The 18269-nt window shown below is 58.0% G+C and carries 16 protein-coding genes and 1 tRNA gene; 1 reads left to right on the forward strand and 16 read right to left on the reverse strand.

What is annotated here, in order from left to right; genetic code table 11:
- Position 1: 1 nt before the first annotated feature.
- The 12 genes from AC2CGQ_RS18980 to cydA form a co-directional block, all read right to left on the reverse strand.
- A tRNA-Lys gene (locus AC2CGQ_RS18980) sits at positions 2-77 on the reverse strand.
- A 178-nt stretch (positions 78-255) separates the two neighbouring features.
- Positions 256-1050, reverse strand: a complete 795-nt coding sequence (gene cpoB, locus AC2CGQ_RS18985) for a cell division protein CpoB (RefSeq protein WP_004939852.1) — start codon at positions 1048-1050, stop codon at positions 256-258.
- Positions 1051-1059: 9 nt separating this feature from the next.
- Positions 1060-1575: a peptidoglycan-associated lipoprotein Pal gene (gene pal / locus AC2CGQ_RS18990; RefSeq protein ID WP_004939853.1), complete on the reverse strand. Its 516-nt coding sequence runs from the start codon at positions 1573-1575 to the stop codon at positions 1060-1062.
- 44 nt (positions 1576-1619) lie between these two features.
- Positions 1620-2912, reverse strand: coding sequence for a Tol-Pal system beta propeller repeat protein TolB (gene tolB / locus AC2CGQ_RS18995; RefSeq protein ID WP_004939856.1), 1293 nt, complete (start codon positions 2910-2912; stop codon positions 1620-1622).
- A gap of 132 nt (positions 2913-3044) precedes the next feature.
- Positions 3045-4271, reverse strand: coding sequence for a cell envelope integrity protein TolA (tolA, locus tag AC2CGQ_RS19000; RefSeq protein ID WP_060558797.1), 1227 nt, complete (start codon positions 4269-4271; stop codon positions 3045-3047).
- A gap of 81 nt (positions 4272-4352) precedes the next feature.
- Entirely contained in the window at positions 4353-4781 is a 429-nt protein-coding gene (gene tolR, locus AC2CGQ_RS19005; protein WP_004939859.1) for a colicin uptake protein TolR, read from the reverse strand.
- Between the two features lie 12 nt (positions 4782-4793).
- On the reverse strand, positions 4794-5477 hold the full coding sequence (gene tolQ, locus AC2CGQ_RS19010; protein WP_004939862.1) for a Tol-Pal system protein TolQ: 684 nt from the start codon (positions 5475-5477) through the stop codon (positions 4794-4796).
- A complete protein-coding gene (gene ybgC / locus AC2CGQ_RS19015; protein WP_004939863.1) occupies positions 5474-5878 on the reverse strand; it encodes a tol-pal system-associated acyl-CoA thioesterase in 405 nt (134 codons plus the stop codon). Before ybgC ends, tolQ begins: the two co-directional genes overlap by 4 nt.
- 130 nt (positions 5879-6008) lie before the next feature.
- Positions 6009-6305: a cyd operon protein YbgE gene (gene ybgE / locus AC2CGQ_RS19020; protein ID WP_004939866.1), complete on the reverse strand. Its 297-nt coding sequence runs from the start codon at positions 6303-6305 to the stop codon at positions 6009-6011.
- Positions 6305-6418: a cytochrome bd-I oxidase subunit CydX gene (cydX, locus tag AC2CGQ_RS19025; RefSeq protein ID WP_004939868.1), complete on the reverse strand. Its 114-nt coding sequence runs from the start codon at positions 6416-6418 to the stop codon at positions 6305-6307. The genes ybgE and cydX overlap by 1 nt, the downstream gene beginning before the upstream one ends.
- Positions 6419-6435: 17 nt before the next feature.
- Positions 6436-7575 carry a cytochrome d ubiquinol oxidase subunit II gene (cydB, locus tag AC2CGQ_RS19030; protein WP_015376980.1) on the reverse strand — a complete coding sequence of 380 codons (1140 nt, stop codon included), beginning with the start codon at positions 7573-7575 and terminating at the stop codon, positions 6436-6438.
- A 14-nt stretch (positions 7576-7589) separates the two neighbouring features.
- Entirely contained in the window at positions 7590-9158 is a 1569-nt protein-coding gene (cydA, locus tag AC2CGQ_RS19035; protein WP_004939873.1) for a cytochrome ubiquinol oxidase subunit I, read from the reverse strand.
- A 683-nt stretch (positions 9159-9841) separates the two neighbouring features.
- On the opposite strand from cydA, the gene AC2CGQ_RS19040 reads away from it, so the two are divergent.
- Complete coding sequence (locus AC2CGQ_RS19040) at positions 9842-11740, forward strand: 5'-nucleotidase C-terminal domain-containing protein (RefSeq protein WP_197798641.1); 1899 nt, start codon at positions 9842-9844, stop codon at positions 11738-11740.
- 72 nt (positions 11741-11812) lie between these two features.
- Here AC2CGQ_RS19040 and sucD read toward each other — a convergent pair whose 3' ends face one another.
- From sucD to sucA, 4 genes are all read right to left on the reverse strand, one after another.
- A complete protein-coding gene (gene sucD / locus AC2CGQ_RS19045; protein WP_004939878.1) occupies positions 11813-12685 on the reverse strand; it encodes a succinate--CoA ligase subunit alpha in 873 nt (290 codons plus the stop codon).
- Positions 12685-13851, reverse strand: coding sequence for an ADP-forming succinate--CoA ligase subunit beta (gene sucC / locus AC2CGQ_RS19050; protein ID WP_015376978.1), 1167 nt, complete (start codon positions 13849-13851; stop codon positions 12685-12687). Before sucC ends, sucD begins: the two co-directional genes overlap by 1 nt.
- A 122-nt stretch (positions 13852-13973) precedes the next feature.
- Complete coding sequence (gene odhB / locus AC2CGQ_RS19055; protein ID WP_015376977.1) at positions 13974-15191, reverse strand: 2-oxoglutarate dehydrogenase complex dihydrolipoyllysine-residue succinyltransferase; 1218 nt, start codon at positions 15189-15191, stop codon at positions 13974-13976.
- A gap of 64 nt (positions 15192-15255) precedes the next feature.
- Entirely contained in the window at positions 15256-18063 is a 2808-nt protein-coding gene (gene sucA / locus AC2CGQ_RS19060; RefSeq protein ID WP_015376976.1) for a 2-oxoglutarate dehydrogenase E1 component, read from the reverse strand.
- Between the last annotated feature and the right edge of the window lie 206 nt (positions 18064-18269).

Below are 18269 nucleotides of genomic sequence, written 5' to 3' on the forward strand. Positions count from 1 at the left end.
TTGGTGGGTCGTGCAGGATTCGAACCTGCGACCAATTGATTAAAAGTCAACTGCTCTACCAACTGAGCTAACGACCCAATTTCCCTGCCGCTTTAACATCTTGCAAGATGTCTTGGCAACGGCGGCATATATTACTAATTTATCTTGGCAGCGCAACCTAAATTTTTTACTGATGCGTTCAACTGCTTGTTCTTCACGCGAATGAGCCCAGAAATCGGTCAAATCGACTAACTTCTGGGCTCATTTTTCTAACCGTTAACCGCCTACGCGACTTTTCGCCTGCTTGGCCGCCGCACTGGTTGGGTATTGTTTAATCACCTGCTGGAACACGGCCTTGGCTTTATCAGCCTGCCCTTTTTCCTGCATGATGATACCCACCTTGTACATGGCGTCCGGCGCCTTCGGTGATTTAGCGTAATTCTTCACCACCACCGCAAAATAATAGGCCGCATCGTCTTTTTTACCCTTGTTGTAGAACAACTGACCCAGCCAATAGTTGGCGTTGGGCTGGTAAGTAGACTTCGGGTACTGTTTTACGAAGGACTGAAAGGCGGAAATCGCCTGATCATACTGTTTTTTTTCCAGCGCCAGAGAAACAGCGGCGTTGTAGTCACTGTTCTCATCACCGCCACTCGGCGTTGCAGAAGCGGCTGCAGGCGCGCTGCTGCCCGCATCGGAAGATGCGCCTGCGGCTGCCCCGCCGGCAGCGCCCGCTGCCGCAGAGGCGCTCTGAGCGCCGCCCTGGCTGAGGCTATCCATCTGTTGATAGATTTGCTTCTGGCGTTCAACGACCTGATTCAACTGATACTGGCTTTCCTGGATTTGCCCACGGAGAGAATCAATGTCGCGTTGATTGTCAGAGAGTTGCTGCTGGAGTTGGTTTAAAAGCTGGCCTTGAGCATTGCTGATGCGCTCAAGCGAGGTGACACGGTCTTCGACCGAGCCGGAGCCGACATTACTGATTGGCGCTTGGGCAGTAGCGGCCCAAGGGGCCGCTACGCCAACCAGTAACGACAGACTCAACAGGTGACGTCTGAAGTTACTGTTCATGCGATTCTCTTAGTAAACCAGAACGGCACGACGGTTTTTAGCATAAGCCGCTTCGTCGTGGCCCAGTACTGCTGGTTTTTCTTTACCGTAAGAAACGATAGAGATCTGGTCAGCGGAAACGCCTTTACCTTGCAGGTACATTTTAACGGCGTTAGCACGACGCTCACCCAGAGCGATGTTGTATTCCGGCGTGCCGCGTTCGTCAGCGTGGCCTTCAACGGTCACTTTGTAAGACGGGTTGTTACGCAGGAATGCAGCGTGCGCGTCCAGCATCTGAGCGAATTCGGAGCTTACGTCATACTTGTCCAGGCCGAAGTAAACGATGTTGTTCTTCTGCAGTTCTTGCATCTGCAGACGAGCTTGTTCTTCGGAAGACAGGTTGCTGCTGCCGTTTTCCATACCAGTGCCGGCGCCAGCGCCCATACCAGATTGGTCGTTGTTCGCGCTTTTGTTAGAACTACAAGCTGCTACAGCCAGAACTGGCAGTGCCAGCAGAAGCCCTTTCAGCACTTTGTTCAGTTGCATTTCTTTGATCCTTTTATAGTTTGCCATACATATTTACACATGCATCACAGATACGGCGACCAGGCAGGGAATTTGACCTGTCCATCAGTTGCCGGAAGACGCGCTTTGAAACGCCCATCAGTTGACACCAACTGCAGCACGGAGCCCATACCTTGCGTGGAGCTATAGATCACCATGGTGCCGTTTGGCGCAATACTAGGCGTTTCATCCAGGAAGGTGCCGGTCAAAACCTGAACGGCGCCCGATCCAAGATCTTGTTTGGCGATGTGTTGTGCACCACTGTTGGTGCTCACCATCACCAGGAATTTACCGTCGGAGCTGACTTCAGAATCCTGGTTCTGAGAGCCTTCCCACGTCAGACGCTGCGCGGCACCGCCGCTGGCGCTGATTTTATAAATCTGCGGACGCCCGCCCTGGTCGGAGGTAAACGCCAGCGACTGGCCATCCGGGAACCAGGTCGGTTCGGTGTTGTTGTTGCGGCCATCGGTCAGCTGCGTGATCTGGCCGGAGCCGAGGTTCATCACGTACAGGTTCAGGCTGCCGCTCTTGGACAGCGCGAAGGCCAGCTTGCTGCCGTCCGGCGAGAACGCCGGCGCACCGTTGTGGCGCGGGAACGAGGCGATCTGGCGGATAGCGCCGTTAGCCAGGGTCTGCACCACCAGCGCAGAGCGGCCGCTCTCGAAGGTCACGTAAGCCAGTTTGCTGCCGTCCGGCGACCAGGCCGGCGACATCAGCGGCTCAGGCGAACGGTGCACCGTGAACTGGTTGTAACCGTCGTAATCCGCTACGCGCAGCTCGTACGGGAATTTCCCGCCGTTGGTCTGCACCACGTAGGCGATACGGGTGCGGAACGCGCCCTTGATGCCGGTCAGCTTCTCGAACACTTCGTCGCTGGCTGTATGGGCAGAATAACGCAACCACTGTTTGGTCACTTTATACTGGTTCTGCGCCAAGACGGTGCCCGGCGAACCCGAGGTGTCCACCAGTTGGTAGGAAATCAGGTAGCTGCCGTCGGCGCCAGGTTGAACCTGGCCGACCACCACGGCGTCGATGCCCAATGCAGTCCAGGCCGCCGGCGTCACTTCAGACGCGGAGGTCGGTTGCTGCGGCATGCGCGCCACGTCGATCGGGTTGAATTTGCCGCTGTTGCGCAGATCCGCGCCGACAATCTTGCCGATATCTTCCGGCGGCGTGCCTGGGCCCGCCCATTTAAACGGCACCACGCCAATCGGGCGAGCGGAGTCGACCCCTTGGGTGATTTCAATGCGAACTTCCGCGTGCAGCACGGACGCCCACAGAATTAAAAAACCTAGCGCTACTCGAAATGCCTGCTTCATCTCATCTCCCTTATCCAGGCGGGATGCCTGCGATAAATTAGCAGAATTTTAACAAACCAACTTACGCAAAACTACATAATCCCTGTTGGTTACCTTAGTACATCCCTGTGATATTACTCACTCAATCAACCGTTATTGCGGTTTGAATTCAAGGATAGAATTCTTAAAGTGCTGATAAACGGCATCGCTCGGCGGCTTCGGTATATGCGCCAACTTGGCGGCAGAGACCGCGGCCTGACACAAAGCAGGATCGCCGCCCGCCGCTTGTACACTTATCAGCAGGCCGTCCGGCGCCAGCTTGATACGCAGGTCGCAGGTTTTGCCGGCGAACGAACTGGCGTCATAGAATTTGCTCTGAATCGCCCCTTGGATCTGCCCCATATAACCGCTGATATCCGCCCCGCTGGCGCCAGCCGTTTTGGCATTGCCCTGCCCGGCCGGTTTACCGTCGCCCTTCGATTTGGCACCGCCGCCTTTCGGCGCGTTCTTGCCATCCGCCAGGCCGCCAAACAGGTCATCAACTTCCGCCGACTGCTTCGCAGCCTCGGCGGCGGCTTTTTTCTTCTCTGCAGCGGCTTTCTTGGCTGCCGCAGCTTTCTCAGCGGCGGCCGCTTTCTTCTCTGCCTCGGCGGCAGCCTTCTTCTCGGCTTCCGCTGCGGCTTTTTTCTCAGCTTCAGCGGCCGCTTTCTTCTCCGCGGCCTCTGCGGCTTTCTTTTCTGCCGCGGCGGCTGCGGCTTTCTTCGCCTCTTCCGCCTGTTTCTTGGCGGCGGCGGCAGCGGCCGCTTCTTTCTTGGCTTCCGCTTCGGCTTTCTTCTGGGCTTCCGCCTGCGCCTTGGCGACCTTGTCCGCTTCGGCCTTCGCCTTGGCGGCAGCGGCTTCGGCGACCTTCTGTTGTTCTTTGGCTTTGGCTGCGGCGGCTTCCGCCGCTTTTTGCTGCTCGGCGGCCTGTTTTTGCTGCTCCGCCGCCTTCTGCTGTTGCTCAGCCTGCGCCTTGGCGTCCTGCGCGGCTTTCTCCTGCGCCGCCAAACGCTCTTTCTCCAGCTCTTTCAGGCGCTGCTGCTGCTCCGCCTGCTTCTGCTGAAGCTCTTCGGCCTGTTGCTCCGCTTTTTTCTGGCGCTGCTTTTCGGCACGCTGCGCATCGTTGCTCTGCTGCTGCTGGCGGTTGTACTGCTCCACCACCGCGCCGGGATCGACCATCACCGCGCCCACCACGGTGCCATCACCGCCGCCGCCGGCGCCCATGTCGACCTTTTCCTGCAGCGATCCCCAAATCAGCAGGGCAATCAGTATGAAGTGCAGAACGACCGAAACAATAACGGCGCGGTTCAGCTTATCGTTTTGCTCAGTTGCCTTTACCAAAATAGATTCCCAAAAACTGGTGTTGCTTATACGGGGTTCCTGGGCCGCAGCGCAGGAACCGGGTTGCCGTTGGCCTTACGGTCAGATCGGCTGGGTCATCAGCCCCACGGAAGCCACGCCCGCCTGATGGAGAATATTCAATGCCTTGATAATCTCATCGTAAGGGACTTCCTTCGCACCGCCGATCAAAAAGACCGTTTTCGGGTTAGCCGCCAAACGCGACTTGGCTTCGGCCGCGACTTGCTCAGGCGGCAGCAGCTCCATACGGTTGTGATCCACCACCAGGGTGTATTGACCTACGCCGGAAACCTCGAGGATCACCGGCGGATTATCATCGCTGGACACCGTCTTGGAATCGGTGGCGTCCGGCAGGTCAACCTCCACGCTCTGCGTGATGATTGGCGCGGTTGCCATAAAAATCAGCAGCAGCACCAGCAACACGTCGAGCAGCGGAACGATGTTAATTTCGGACTTCAGCTCACGCCGACTACGTCCACGTACTCTCGCCATGCTACCTCCTACTTATTTGCTGTCGCTGGAGAAGGCCTGACGATGCAGAATAGCGGTGAACTCTTCCATAAAGTTGTCGTAATTCTGCTCAAGCTTGTTGACGCGCTGGTTGAGACGGTTATAGGCCATAACCGCCGGGATGGCGGCGAACAGACCGATCGCGGTGGCGATCAGCGCTTCGGCGATACCCGGCGCCACCATCTGCAGCGTGGCTTGCTTCACCGCGCCCAGCGCGATAAAGGCATGCATGATCCCCCACACGGTGCCGAACAGGCCGATGTACGGGCTGATCGAACCGACGGTGCCGAGGAACGGAATATGGGTTTCCAGCGTTTCCAGCTCGCGGTTCATCGAAATGCGCATCGCGCGCGACGCCCCTTCGATCACCGACTCCGGCGCATGGTTGTTGGCGCGGTGCAGGCGGGCGAACTCTTTGAACCCGGAATGGAAGATCTGCTCGGAACCGGTCAGGCTATCGCGACGCGCCTGACTTTCCTGGTACAGACGGGAAAGCTCGATACCGGACCAGAATTTGTCTTCAAAGGCTTCGGCGTCACGCGTCGCCGCATTGAGGATGCGGGTGCGCTGAATGATGATCGCCCAGGAGGCTACCGAGAAGCATATCAAAATCAACATGATAAGCTTAACCAGCAGGCTCGCCTTCAAGAATAAATCTAGGATGTTCATGTCAGTCACTGCTTAAACTCCGCGACAATAGACTTAGGAAGCGCTCTTGGCTTCATTTGGTGTGGATCAATACAGGCAATCAGGACATCTGCCTGGCTCAGTAGGGCCCCGTCAGAATTGACAATGCGTTGAGCAAACGTGAGAGAAGCCCCGCGCAGAGAGGTGATTTCACTCTGGACCTCCAGTTGCTCGTCGAGACGAGCCGGAGCCAGATAATCCACCGTCATGCGCCGGACGACAAAAGCGACTTGTTCACTGAGCAGCTGCTGTTGATGAAAGTTGTGCTGACGCAGCATCTCTGTGCGCGCTCTTTCAAAAAAGGCGACGTAGCGGGCGTGATAGACCACACCACTGGCATCGGTATCCTCGTAGTAAACGCGAACCGGCCATCGAAACAACGTATTACTCACTCTACTTCCCAGCAATGCAATTTAACGCTGCTACTATACGCAAGACGGATCGGGTTGGGAATGGGTTACAAGATGGGAATGAAAATAATTATGGGCCGTGAGGGCCCATAACGTGGGGACATCAGGGAGATTATAAAGAAACGTAAAGTAATCCTGCGCACAAGATCACAATTGCAGGAAGCGGCGCGAAAAAAGCGCGCCAGACGCTGCGCTGCGGGCGGAATCCGAAACCGTGGATCACTCCGGCGCACACTGCCCAAATCAGCAACAGCCCTTCCCAAATCTCCAGCGAGCTGGTTTTGGCGGCGAAACGCGTCGGATCCCAGAACACGCACCCCGCCAAAATCAACGCCAGCACCAGGGAAAGGGCCCGAACCGGGCCCTTGTCGGTGACAGCGTACAGCTTGTCAATCACGGACGAGCTCATTACTTACCGTCTTGCTGAGCTTTGGTCGCTTCGCTCTGCTCAAGCGCCAGCGCCGTGATGATGCCGAAGGCGCAGGCAAGAAGCGTTCCGAGAATCCAGGCAAAATACCACATGGTTTAGCTCCTTATCCTTAGTACAGCGAATGCTTGTTGTTTTCGATGTAGTTCTTGTCGAGGCGACCGAACATTTTGTAGTACGACCAGCTGGTGTACGCCAAAACGATAGGCACGAAAATCGCCGCCACGACGGTCATCACTTTCAGCGTCAAGAGGCTCGACGTCGCGTCCCACATGGTCAGGCTGACGTTAGGCACGGTGCTGGACGGCATCACGAACGGGAACATGGTGACCCCGGCGGTGAGGATGACGCAGGCGATGGTCAGCGACGAAGTGACGAACGCCAGCGCGCCTTTCTCCAGACGCGAGAACAGGATGGTGAACAACGGCAGCACCACGCCCAGTGCAGGCAATGCCCACAGCAGCGGATACTTGTTGAAGTTGATCAGCCATGCGCCGGCCTGATGCGCCACTTCTTTACGCAGCGGGTTGGATTCCGCCATGGTGTCCAGCGCCGAAGTGATCACGTAGCCGTCGATGCCTTTCACCAGCCATACACCCGCCAGCAGGAAGCATACCGCCATGATCAGCGTCGCGATCTGCGCTGCGGCGCGTGACCGCAGGTGGATCTCGCCGGTGGTGCGCATCTGCAGGTAGGTCGCGCCCTGAGTGACCAGCATGGTCAGACTGACCACGCCCGCCAACAAACCGAACGGATTCAGCAGCTGGAAGAAGTTGCCGGTGTAGAACAGACGCAGGTATTCGTCCACATGGAACGGCACGCCCTGCAGCAGGTTGCCGAACGCCACGCCGAATACCAACGCAGGCACGAAGGAACCGATGAAGATGCCCCAGTCCCACATGTTGCGCCAGCGGCTGCTCTCCAGCTTGGAACGGTAGTCAAAACCGACCGGGCGGAAGAACAAGGCCGCCAGCACCAGGATCATGGCGACGTAGAAGCCCGAGAAGGCCGCTGCGTAGACCATCGGCCAGGCGGCGAACAGCGCGCCGCCGGCGGTGATCAGCCACACCTGGTTACCGTCCCAGTGCGGGGCGATGGAGTTGATCATCACCCGGCGCTCGGTATCGGTTTTACCGATGATGCGCACCAGGATGCCGACGCCCATGTCGAAACCGTCGGTGACGGCGAAGCCGATCAGCAGTACGCCAACCAGCACCCACCAGATAAATCGCAGTACTTCATAGTCAAACATACGTGGACTCCTGTTTAGCGCGCTTCCTGCACGGCGGCAGTCGGTTGTTCAAAGTGGTAGCGGCCGGTTTTCAGGCTGCTTGGACCCAGACGCGCAAACTTGAACATCAGGTACATTTCAGCCACCAGGAACAGGGTGTACAAGCCGCAAATCAGCCCCATCGAGAACAGAATGTCGCCCGCGGTCAGCGAAGAGTTGGCGACTGCGGTCGGCAGCACCTCACCAATCGCCCACGGTTGACGGCCGTATTCCGCCACGAACCAGCCGGCTTCCACCGCGATCCACGGCAGCGGCAGGCCATACAGCGCCGCACGCAACAGCCATTTCTTCTGGCCGATGCGGCCGCGCACCACGCTCAGGAAGGACAGGCCAATAATCAGCAGCATCAGCACGCCACAGGCCACCATGATGCGGAAGGCGAAGTACAGCGGCGCCACGCGTGGAATGGAGTCCTTGGTCGCCTGCTGGATCTGCGCTTCCGTCGCGTCGCTGACGTTCGGGGTATAACGCTTCAGCAGCATGCCGTAGCCCAGGTCTTGCTTGGTTTTGTTGAATTCCGCACGCACCGCAGGATCGGTATTGCCGCCGCGCAGCTCTTCCAGCAGCTGGTAGGCTTTCATGCCGTTGCGGATACGCACTTCATGTTGCGCCAGCAGATCTTTCAGGCCAGTGACCTGCGTGTCGGTGGAACGCGTGGCGATCAGGCCAAGCGCATACGGGATCTGAATAGAGAAGGAGTTTTCCATCTTGTCCTGATCGGGAATGCCGAACAGGGTGAAGGACGCCGGCGCCGGCTGGGTATCCCACTCCGCTTCGATGGCGGCCAGTTTGGTTTTCTGTACGTCGCCCATTTCGTAACCGGATTCGTCACCCAGCACGATCACCGACAGCACAGCAGCCATGCCGAAGCTGGCGGCGATGGCGAAGGAACGTTTGGCGAAAGCGATGTCGCGGCCCTTCAGCAGGTAGTAAGCGCTGATGCCCAGCACGAACATGGCGCCGGTGGTGTAGCCTGCAGCCACGGTGTGAACGAATTTCACCTGCGCAACCGGGTTAAGCACCAGCTCGGAGAAGCTGACCATCTCCATGCGCATGGTTTCGAAGTTGAAATCCGACGCGATCGGGTTCTGCATCCAGCCGTTGGCGACCAGGATCCACAGCGCGGACAGGTTTGAGCCGAGGGCCACGAACCAGGTTACCGCCATGTGCTGCACCTTGCTCAGACGATCCCAGCCGAAGAAGAACAGGCCGACCAGCGTCGATTCAAGGAAGAACGCCATCAGACCTTCGATGGCCAGTGGGGCCCCGAAGATATCGCCGACGTAGTGAGAGAAATACGACCAGTTAGTCCCGAACTGGAACTCCATGGTCAAACCGGTGGCCACACCCAGAGCAAAGTTAATCGCAAATAACTTTCCCCAGAATTTGGTCATGTCTTTATAGATTTGTTTGCCAGACAGGACATATACCGTTTCCATAATTGCCAGCAAGAACGCCATACCGAGCGTTAATGGGACAAATAAGAAATGGTACATCGCCGTTAAAGCAAACTGTAAGCGCGACAGTTCGACAATATCAAACATCTTGACTCCTTGCTCCTCGCAGGAAGACTCCGACACGCGGTTATCGGCATACTTCTTTCAAAGCCGCCAGTAACGCCCCGCAGTGAATGCCCTTAAACACAACAAATTTGATCCAGCTTCTCCGCTTTCAACCGCACACTCGGCCAATAGCCCCTCGGGCCGCCGACAAGCACGCCACTGAAAACCGACAACGGGTAACAAATGCAACAAGATCAACCATCCATAATCACAACATGGATGATACTCGTCCAATCCCACACAATAAATAGGTTTTTACGTGACGTGGGTTGGACTTTTGGTTACAGGTCAAATCTTAGCCGAAAGAGGTGCTTCGGGCTAATTTGATCTGAGACAATTTAAGCCTATCCGCATATTATTTCCATATTCATCAGCACATTTCGCCTATTTTTCTTGAGGGCATGTTGCGCAATGGTTTAATTGTTTTTTAATGATATTTTTGTGTTAAATAAATGTAATTTAAAAGAGCCGCCATTGTATTATTACGCGCTTATTCTGCGACATAATTAACCTTTTATTTCCATTAAGCCGTGACAGTGATTGCAGTCACAAAACAACAAATCTCTCTCCAATATTAGTCTATTTCTCGCGATGGGATCGTAAAGGTTGCGATTTTGTAGCAAAATGACCACTTATGTTAAAATTCCATTGAGTGACAATAAGTTATGAAAAAAATCATCTTTGCCTCTGTCTTGGGACTCTCGGGAAACGCCATGGCCGCCGAAACGGTAAACATCACCCTGCTGGGCACCTCCGATCTGCACGGCACCTTCGTGCCCTGGGACTACGCCAGCGACACGGAAAACCTGGCGGGCAGCCTGAGCCAGATAGCCACTCAGGTCAAAAAGGTGCGCGCCGAGCAGCCTAACCTGATCCTGGTGGACGCCGGCGACACTATTCAGGGCAACTTCGTTGAAACCTTCAAGCATGAGGCCGTCAGCCCGATGATGCTGGGCCTCAATGCACTCAATTACGACGTCTGGGTGATGGGCAATCACGAGTTCGACTTCGGCCTGCCGGTGCTGGCCACCCCGCTCAAGCAGTTCAAGGGCGCGGCGCTGGCGGGCAACATCGTCTGGGACAACGGCAAGCCTTATCTGCCGGCCTACACCATCCTCGAACGCCAGGGCGTGAAGATCGGCATTATCGGCATGGACACGCCGATGACCGCTGAATTCGCCAAGGGCACCGATCGTATCAAGGGGCTGAACTTCACCGATCCGGTGCAGGCGGTGAAACAGGTCATCAAACAAATCGACGGCCAGGTCGATGCCATCGTACTGGTGGCGCATATGGGCATCGACAACGAGAACCAGCGCCCGGGCACCGGCGTGGCCGACATTGCCAACGCCAACCCGGAACTGGCGGCGATCGTCGCCGGCCACATGCATGTGAAGATCGACAAGGCGGTGGTCAACGGCGTCATCATCACCGAACCGGACAAATACGGCCGCGCGCTGTCACGCATCGATCTGCAATTTGAACGCCGCGACGGCAAATTCACGCTGATCGATAAAAACAGCTACACCTACCCGATCAAAGGGCTGACGCCCGACAGCGCCATGCAGGCTCTCTACCAGCCGTATCATGACATTTTGCGCGCCAACGCCAACCGGGTGGTGGCGAAGCTGAGCGGCAGCGATCTGGTGCCTGCCGACGAGTTCCGCGGCATTCCTCAGGTACACGTGCAGGATACCGGCATCAGCGCGCTGTTCCAGCAGGCCGCCCGTCACTACGCACCGCTGGCGCAGGTGATCGCCCTGCAGATCGACAACGATCGCGCCAAACTGGACGTCGGCGACATCAAGGCCAAGGATATCGCCTTTAACTACCAATACGCCGGCGGCGAGATCACCGTTTATCAGCTTAACGGTAAAGCGCTTAAACGCTACATGGAGTGGTCCGCCGGCTACTTCAATCAGCTGCAGCCGGGCGACGTCACCTACAGCTTTAACCCGGCGCGGCGTTCGTCCAAATATTCCACCAACGATTTCTTCGATGGCGTCACTTACACCATTGATCTGCGCCAACCCGCCGGTTCGCGCATCGTCGATCTGCGCCTGGCGGACGGCACGCCGGTCACGGACGATATGCCGATCCGTCTGGGCATGAACAGTTACCGCATGGGCCACCTGACGCAAAAGGGCGGCGCGCTGGAAGGGCAATCCTTCCCGGTGCTGTTCGACAGCAAAGCGCAGTACGGTGAAGAAGAAGGTACCATTCGCCACCTGGCCCTGCGCTACCTGACGGAAGTGAAACACGGCCAATACCAGGGCGTGCCGCCGCAGCGCTGGAAACTGATCGGCATGGAGGGATACGAACCGCAGCGGGCGATCGTTAAACGGCTGCTGAATGAAGGCGTTATTCAGGTGCCGACCACCGACGATGGCCGCTACACCAACGTCGCCTCGATCAACGTCAAAGACGCGCTGTTCCGCAACGCCGACGATTACCGCGCCGCCCTCGCCTCGCTGGAGCAGCAGCGGCAAGCCGCCGCGGATCCGGTGCAGCAGCGCCGCCTGCAGGATCGGATCGCGCTGATCAAGGCGCTCAACGGTTTCTGAGTTTCGCCCATAAAAAAGGCCACCCAATGGGTGGCCAAACATGTCGAGATATTGTTATTTCGTACTAGGTTCTTAGCGCTTCAGCACCGCTTTTACCGCATCGCCGATGTCCGCCAGGCTGCGGACGGTTTTCACGCCCGCCGCTTCCAGCGCAGCAAACTTCTCGTCCGCCGTGCCTTTGCCGCCGGCGATGATGGCGCCTGCGTGGCCCATACGCTTGCCTTTCGGCGCGGTCACGCCGGCGATGTAGCCGACAACCGGTTTGGTGACGTGTTCTTTGATGTAAGCCGCCGCTTCTTCTTCAGCGCTGCCGCCGATCTCACCGATCATCACGATCGCTTCGGTCTGCGGATCCTGTTGGAACATCTTCAGGATATCGATGAAGTTGGAGCCCGGGATCGGGTCGCCGCCGATGCCCACACAGGTGGACTGGCCCAGACCGGCATCGGTGGTTTGTTTCACCGCTTCATAGGTCAGGGTGCCGGAGCGGGAAACGATGCCCACTTTGCCCGGCAGATGGATGTGGCCAGGCATGATGCCGATTTTGCACTCGCCCGGGGTGATCACGCCAGGGCAGTTCGGCCCGATCATGCGCACGCCGGCTTCGTCCAGCTTCACTTTCACGGTCAGCATGTCCAGGGTCGGGATGCCTTCGGTGATGGTGATGATCAGTTTGATGCCGGCATCGATCGCTTCCAGAATGGAGTCTTTGCAGAACGGCGCTGGAACGTAGATGACAGAGGCCGTCGCGCCGGTCGCTTCAACCGCTTCGCGCACGGTGTTGAACACCGGCAGCCCCAGGTGCTGAGTGCCGCCTTTGCCTGGGGTGACGCCGCCAACCATTTTGGTGCCGTAAGCGATAGCTTGTTCGGAGTGGAAAGTCCCCTGGCTACCGGTGAAGCCCTGGCAAATTACTTTGGTGTTTTTATCGATTAAGATGGACATTATTTACCCTCCACTGCTGCAACAACTTGCTGAGCCGCATCAGTCAGGCTGGTCGCAGCAATGATATTCAGGCCGCTGTCCGCCAGTTTCTTGGCGCCCAGTTCGGCGTTGTTCCCTTCCAGGCGCACCACGACCGGGACGTTAACGCCCACTTCAGCCACTGCGCCGATGATGCCGTCGGCGATCAGATCGCAACGTACGATACCACCGAAGATGTTAACCAGAACCGCTTTCACCTTGTCGTCGGACAGGATGATTTTGAACGCTTCGGTCACGCGCTCTTTGGTCGCGCCGCCGCCTACGTCCAGGAAGTTGGCCGGTTCACCGCCGTGCAGTTTAACGATGTCCATGGTGCCCATCGCCAGACCGGCGCCGTTCACCATGCAGCCGATGTTGCCGTCGAGGGCAACGTAGTTCAGCTCCCACTGGGCCGCACGGGATTCACGCTCGTCTTCCTGAGAAGGGTCACGCATTTCACGCAGTTCAGGCTGACGGAACAGGGCGTTGCCGTCGGCGCCCAGTTTGCCGTCCAGGCACACCAGATCGCCCTGCTTGGTGATCACCAGCGGGTTGATCTCAACCATCGCCAGGTCGCGCTCCAGGAACAGCGTCGCCAGGCCCATGAAGATCTTGGCGAACTGGCTGACTTGCTTGCCGGTCAGGCCCAGTTTGAAGGCCAGCTCACGGCCCTGATAAGGCTGTGGACCCGCCAGCGGATCGATGGTCATTTTGTGGATCAGTTCTGGGGTTTCTTCCGCCACTTTCTCGATTTCCACGCCGCCTTCGGTAGACGCCATGAATACGATGCGACGGGTCGCGCGGTCTACGACGGCGCCCAGGTACAGTTCTTTATCGATGTCGGTCGCCGCTTCAACCAGGATCTGGTTAACCGGCTGGCCCAGCGCGTCAGTCTGGTAAGTCACCAGACGCTTGCCCAACCAGGCTTCCGCGAAAGCACGGATATCTTCTTTGCTGTTGACGACTTTAACGCCGCCCGCTTTACCGCGGCCGCCAGCATGAACCTGACATTTCACCACCCACGGGCCGGAGCCGATTTTGGATGCGGCTTCTTCTGCTTCACGCGGAGTGGTACAGGCGTAACCGGTCGGTGCCGGCATGCCATACCGAGCAAACAGCTGTTTTGCCTGATATTCGTGTAAATTCATGATGTTCTATCCATTCAGTTCTGAAGGTTTTTAGCCGGACCATTATTACGCGGTAAACCGCATGGTTTTCCGGCCACATAGCACAGAGTGCGGGCGCGGCACGCCGCGCCCGGCAAGGGTTACTAGACGTCCAGCAGCAGACGAGCCGGATCTTCCAGCATCTCTTTGACCGTCACCAGATAACCGACGGATTCTTTACCGTCGATCAGGCGGTGGTCATAAGACAGCGCCAGATACATCATCGGCTGGATCACCACCTGACCATTGACCGCCATTGGGCGATCTTTGATGGCGTGCATGCCCAGGATGGCGCTCTGCGGCGGGTTGATGATCGGGGTGGACATCAGCGAGCCGAATACGCCGCCGTTGGTAATGGTGAAGTTACCGCCGGTCAGCTCTTCCACGGTCAGTTTGCCGTCGCGGCCCTTAACGGCCAGCTCTTTGATTTTCTTCTCGATGTCAGCCATGCTCATGGCGTCTACATCGCGCAGTACCGGCGTCACCAGGCCGCGCGGGGTAGAAACCGCGATGCTGATGTCGAAGTAGTTGTGGTAAACCACGTCGGAACCGTCGATAGACGCGTTCACTTCCGGGAAGCGCTTCAGCGCTTCAACCACCGCCTTGATGTAGAAGGACATGAAGCCCAGACGCACGCCGTGGCGTTTCTCGAAGGCTTCGCCGTACTGCTTGCGCAGATCCATGATCGGCTGCATGTTGATTTCGTTGAAGGTGGTCAGCATCGCGGTGCTGTTCTTCGCTTCCAGCAGACGCTCGGCGACGCGTTTGCGCAGGCGGGTCATCGGCACGCGTTTTTCGCTGCGGCCGGCCAGAGCCGGCTGCGGTGCGGCTTCAGCGGCGGCGGCCGGTTTGGCGGCAGCGCCGCCTTTGGCCAGGTGCGCTTCCACGTCTTCACGGGTGATGCGGCCACCCACGCCGGTGCCTTTGATGGCGCCGGCATCGAGGTCATGTTCGGCGATCAGGCGGCGAATCGCCGGGCTGAGCGCGTCATTGCTTTCTTCTTCCAGGCTCGCGGTCGCGCGCTGTGCAGGCGTGGACTCTTTCTCCTGGCTCTTCTCGGCGGTCGGTTTGCCGGAGCTGTCGCCTGGGCGAATGCGGCCGAGCAGCTGGCGAGACAGCACGGTCGCGCCCTCTTCTTCCACGATAGCATCGAGAATGCCCGCTTCACTGGCCGGCACTTCCAACACCACTTTGTCGGTTTCGATTTCAACCAGGACTTCATCACGCTGCACGCTGTCGCCCGGTTTTTTGTGCCAGGTGGCTACGGTCGCATCGGCAACCGATTCAGGAAGGTCAGGAACCAGAATATCTACGCTACTCATTTAGCTTTCCCTTAAGTTTTTTATCATCTGCTTGCCGGCCCCTCGGCCGGCAAGCGAGCGAACATTAGTCAATATTCAGCGCGTCGTTCACCAGAGCCTGCTGCTGCTTCTGGTGTACGGACATATAGCCCACCGCCGGAGAAGCGGAGGCCGGACGTCCTGCGTAACGTAAAGAAGCCCCGAACGGCACCACTTCACGGAAGTTGTGTTGGCTGCAGTACCAGGCGCCCTGGTTCAGCGGCTCTTCCTGACACCAGACGAAATCATGCACGTGCGAGTATTGCTCCAGCACGGCCTGCACGGCCTGATGCGGGAACGGATACAGCTGCTCGATGCGCACGATGGCCACGTCTTTCTGCTCGTTCTTGCGACGCTGTTCCAGCAGGTCGTAGTAGACCTTGCCGGAGCACAGCACGACGCGCTTGACCGCTTTCGGATCCAAGTCGTCGATCTCGCCGATCGCCGGCAGGAAGGTGCCGTTGGCCAGCTCGTCCAGCGAAGAAATCGCCAGCGGATGACGCAGCAGCGACTTCGGCGACATCACCACCAACGGACGGCGCATACCGCGCAGCGCCTGACGACGCAGCATATGGTAAACCTGCGCCGGCGTAGACGGGACGCACACCTGCATGTTCTGCTCAGCGCACAGCTGCAGATAACGTTCCAGACGCGCGGAGGAGTGCTCAGGGCCCTGGCCTTCATAACCGTGCGGCAGCAGCATCACCAGGCCGCACATACGGCCCCATTTTTGCTCGCCGGAGCTGATGAACTGGTCGATAACAACCTGCGCACCGTTGGCGAAGTCGCCGAACTGCGCTTCCCAGATGGTCAGCGTGCGCGGTTCCGCCGTGGCGTAGCCGTATTCGAACGCCAGCACCGCCTCTTCAGACAGCACGGAGTCCCAGACCTTGAATTCGCCCTGGCCGCTGTGGATGTTCGCCAGCGGAACATAGACCGAACCGTTTTTCTGGTTGTGCACCACCGCGTGACGGTGGAAGAAGGTGCCGCGGCCGGCGTCTTCGCCGGAGATGCGGATGGGAATGCCTTCATCCGCCATGGTGGCGTAGGCCAGCGTTTCGGCGGCGCCCCAGTCGAACGGCTTGTTGCCTGCGGCCATCTCGGCGCGGTCCGCGTAGATTTTCGCCACGCGCGACTGCATTTCGATCGCTTCCGGCACGGTGCTGATGCGGCGGCCCAGCTCCTGCAGGCGCTTCATCTCAACCTTGCTCGGGTACTCTTCGTCCCACTCGTGGTTCAGGTACGGCGACCAGGTGAAGGAGTGCAGATTCATCGGACGCCATTCTTCAACCACACAATCGCCGCGGTCGAGCGCATCACGATACAGGTTGACCATTTCCGTGGCATCTTCCAGGCTGGCCACTTTCTGTTCGGTCAGAACGTCAGCGTAGATTTTGCGCGGCGTAGGGTGTTTCTTGATCTTCTGATACATCACCGGCTGGGTGGCGCTCGGCTCATCGGCCTCGTTGTGCCCATGGCGACGGTAGCAGACCAGATCGATCATCACGTCACGCTTAAAGGTGTTACGGAAATCCAACGCCAGGCGAGTGACGAAGGCCACGGCTTCTGGATCGTCCGCGTTAACGTGGAAGATCGGTGCCTGAACCATTTTGGCGATGTCGGTGCAATATTCGGTAGAGCGCGCATCCAGCGGGTTGGAGGTGGTGAAGCCAACCTGGTTGTTGATGACGATGCGCACGGTGCCGCCCACTTCGTAGCCGCGAGCCTGAGACATGTTCAGGGTTTCCTGAACCACGCCCTGGCCGGTAATGGCGGCGTCGCCGTGGATGGTGATCGGCAGCACCATGTTGCTGCGCGCTTCGTCCAGACGATCGCGACGGGCGCGAACCGACCCCATGACCACCGGGCTGACGATCTCCAGGTGCGACGGGTTGAACGCCAGCGCCAGGTGAACCATGCCGCCTTCGGTTTCCACGTCGGAGGAGAAGCCCTGGTGATATTTCACGTCACCGGTGCCGAGGTGTTCTTTATGCTTGCCGGCGAATTCGTCGAACAGATCGGCCGGCTTTTTGCCCAGCACGTTGATCAGCACGTTCAGACGGCCGCGGTGGGCCATGCCCAACACCACTTCGCGCGTGCCGTTCTTGCCGGCGTGGCGCACCATCTCTTTGAGCATCGGCACCAGCGCGTCGCCGCCTTCCAGCGAGAAGCGTTTGGCGCCCGGGAATTTGGCGCCCAGGTAGCGCTCCAGGCCCTCCGCCGCGGTCAGCTCGTTCAGGAAACGGCGTTTTTCGTCGGCGGTAAAGCTGGCGCGCCCCACCACCGACTCGATGCGCTGCTGGATCCAGCGTTTCTCTTCGGTGTTGGTGATGTGCATGTACTCAGCGCCGATCGACCCGCAATAGGTCTGCTTCAGCGCGGCGTACAGATCGCCCAGCTTCATGGTTTCTTTGCCGATGGCGAAAGAGCCCACGTTGAAGGTTTCCTGGAAATCGGCTTCGGTCAGGTTGTGGTAAGCGGGATCAAGGTCAGGAACTTGCTCGCGCTGCCACAGGCCGAGCGGATCGAGGTTGGCATGCTGATGCCCGCGGAAGCGGAAGGCGTTGATCAGCTGCAGTACCTTGACCTGTTTGGCGTCGGTTTCCGGATCGGTGATGGTGGTGTTGTAGCGCGCGGAGTCTTTCGCCAGGCGGCGGAAGTAATCGCGCGTTTGAGAGTGAAGCTGATCGGGTTTGACACCCGCGGTTGGTAGCTGTTGAAAAATGGAACGCCAGCTATCTTCAACGGAACCCGGATCGGTTAAGAAGTCTTCATAGAGCTGCTCTATGTAAGACTGGTTCGCGCCCGCCAGATAGGAGGAATCCAGCCAGGCCTTCATTGCGCCGTTCTGCATCATGATCCCTTAAGCTTTGAAGCTTTAGTTTTCGCCGTGGTTAACATAATTACCGTGATGAATACGGTTTGCCGTAAAACGGTTCACTCGACGTACTTGCGGCCATGTCGGCCCGATACGTTCTGTTATGGACCTTGCGGTCCCTTACAAGGAACCTCTAAAAACCGGCGGAAGAACCAGGCTGCATAGCGCCGCAGCCGCGGGTC

Source organism: Serratia sp. DFXYC6 (assembly GCF_057196085.1).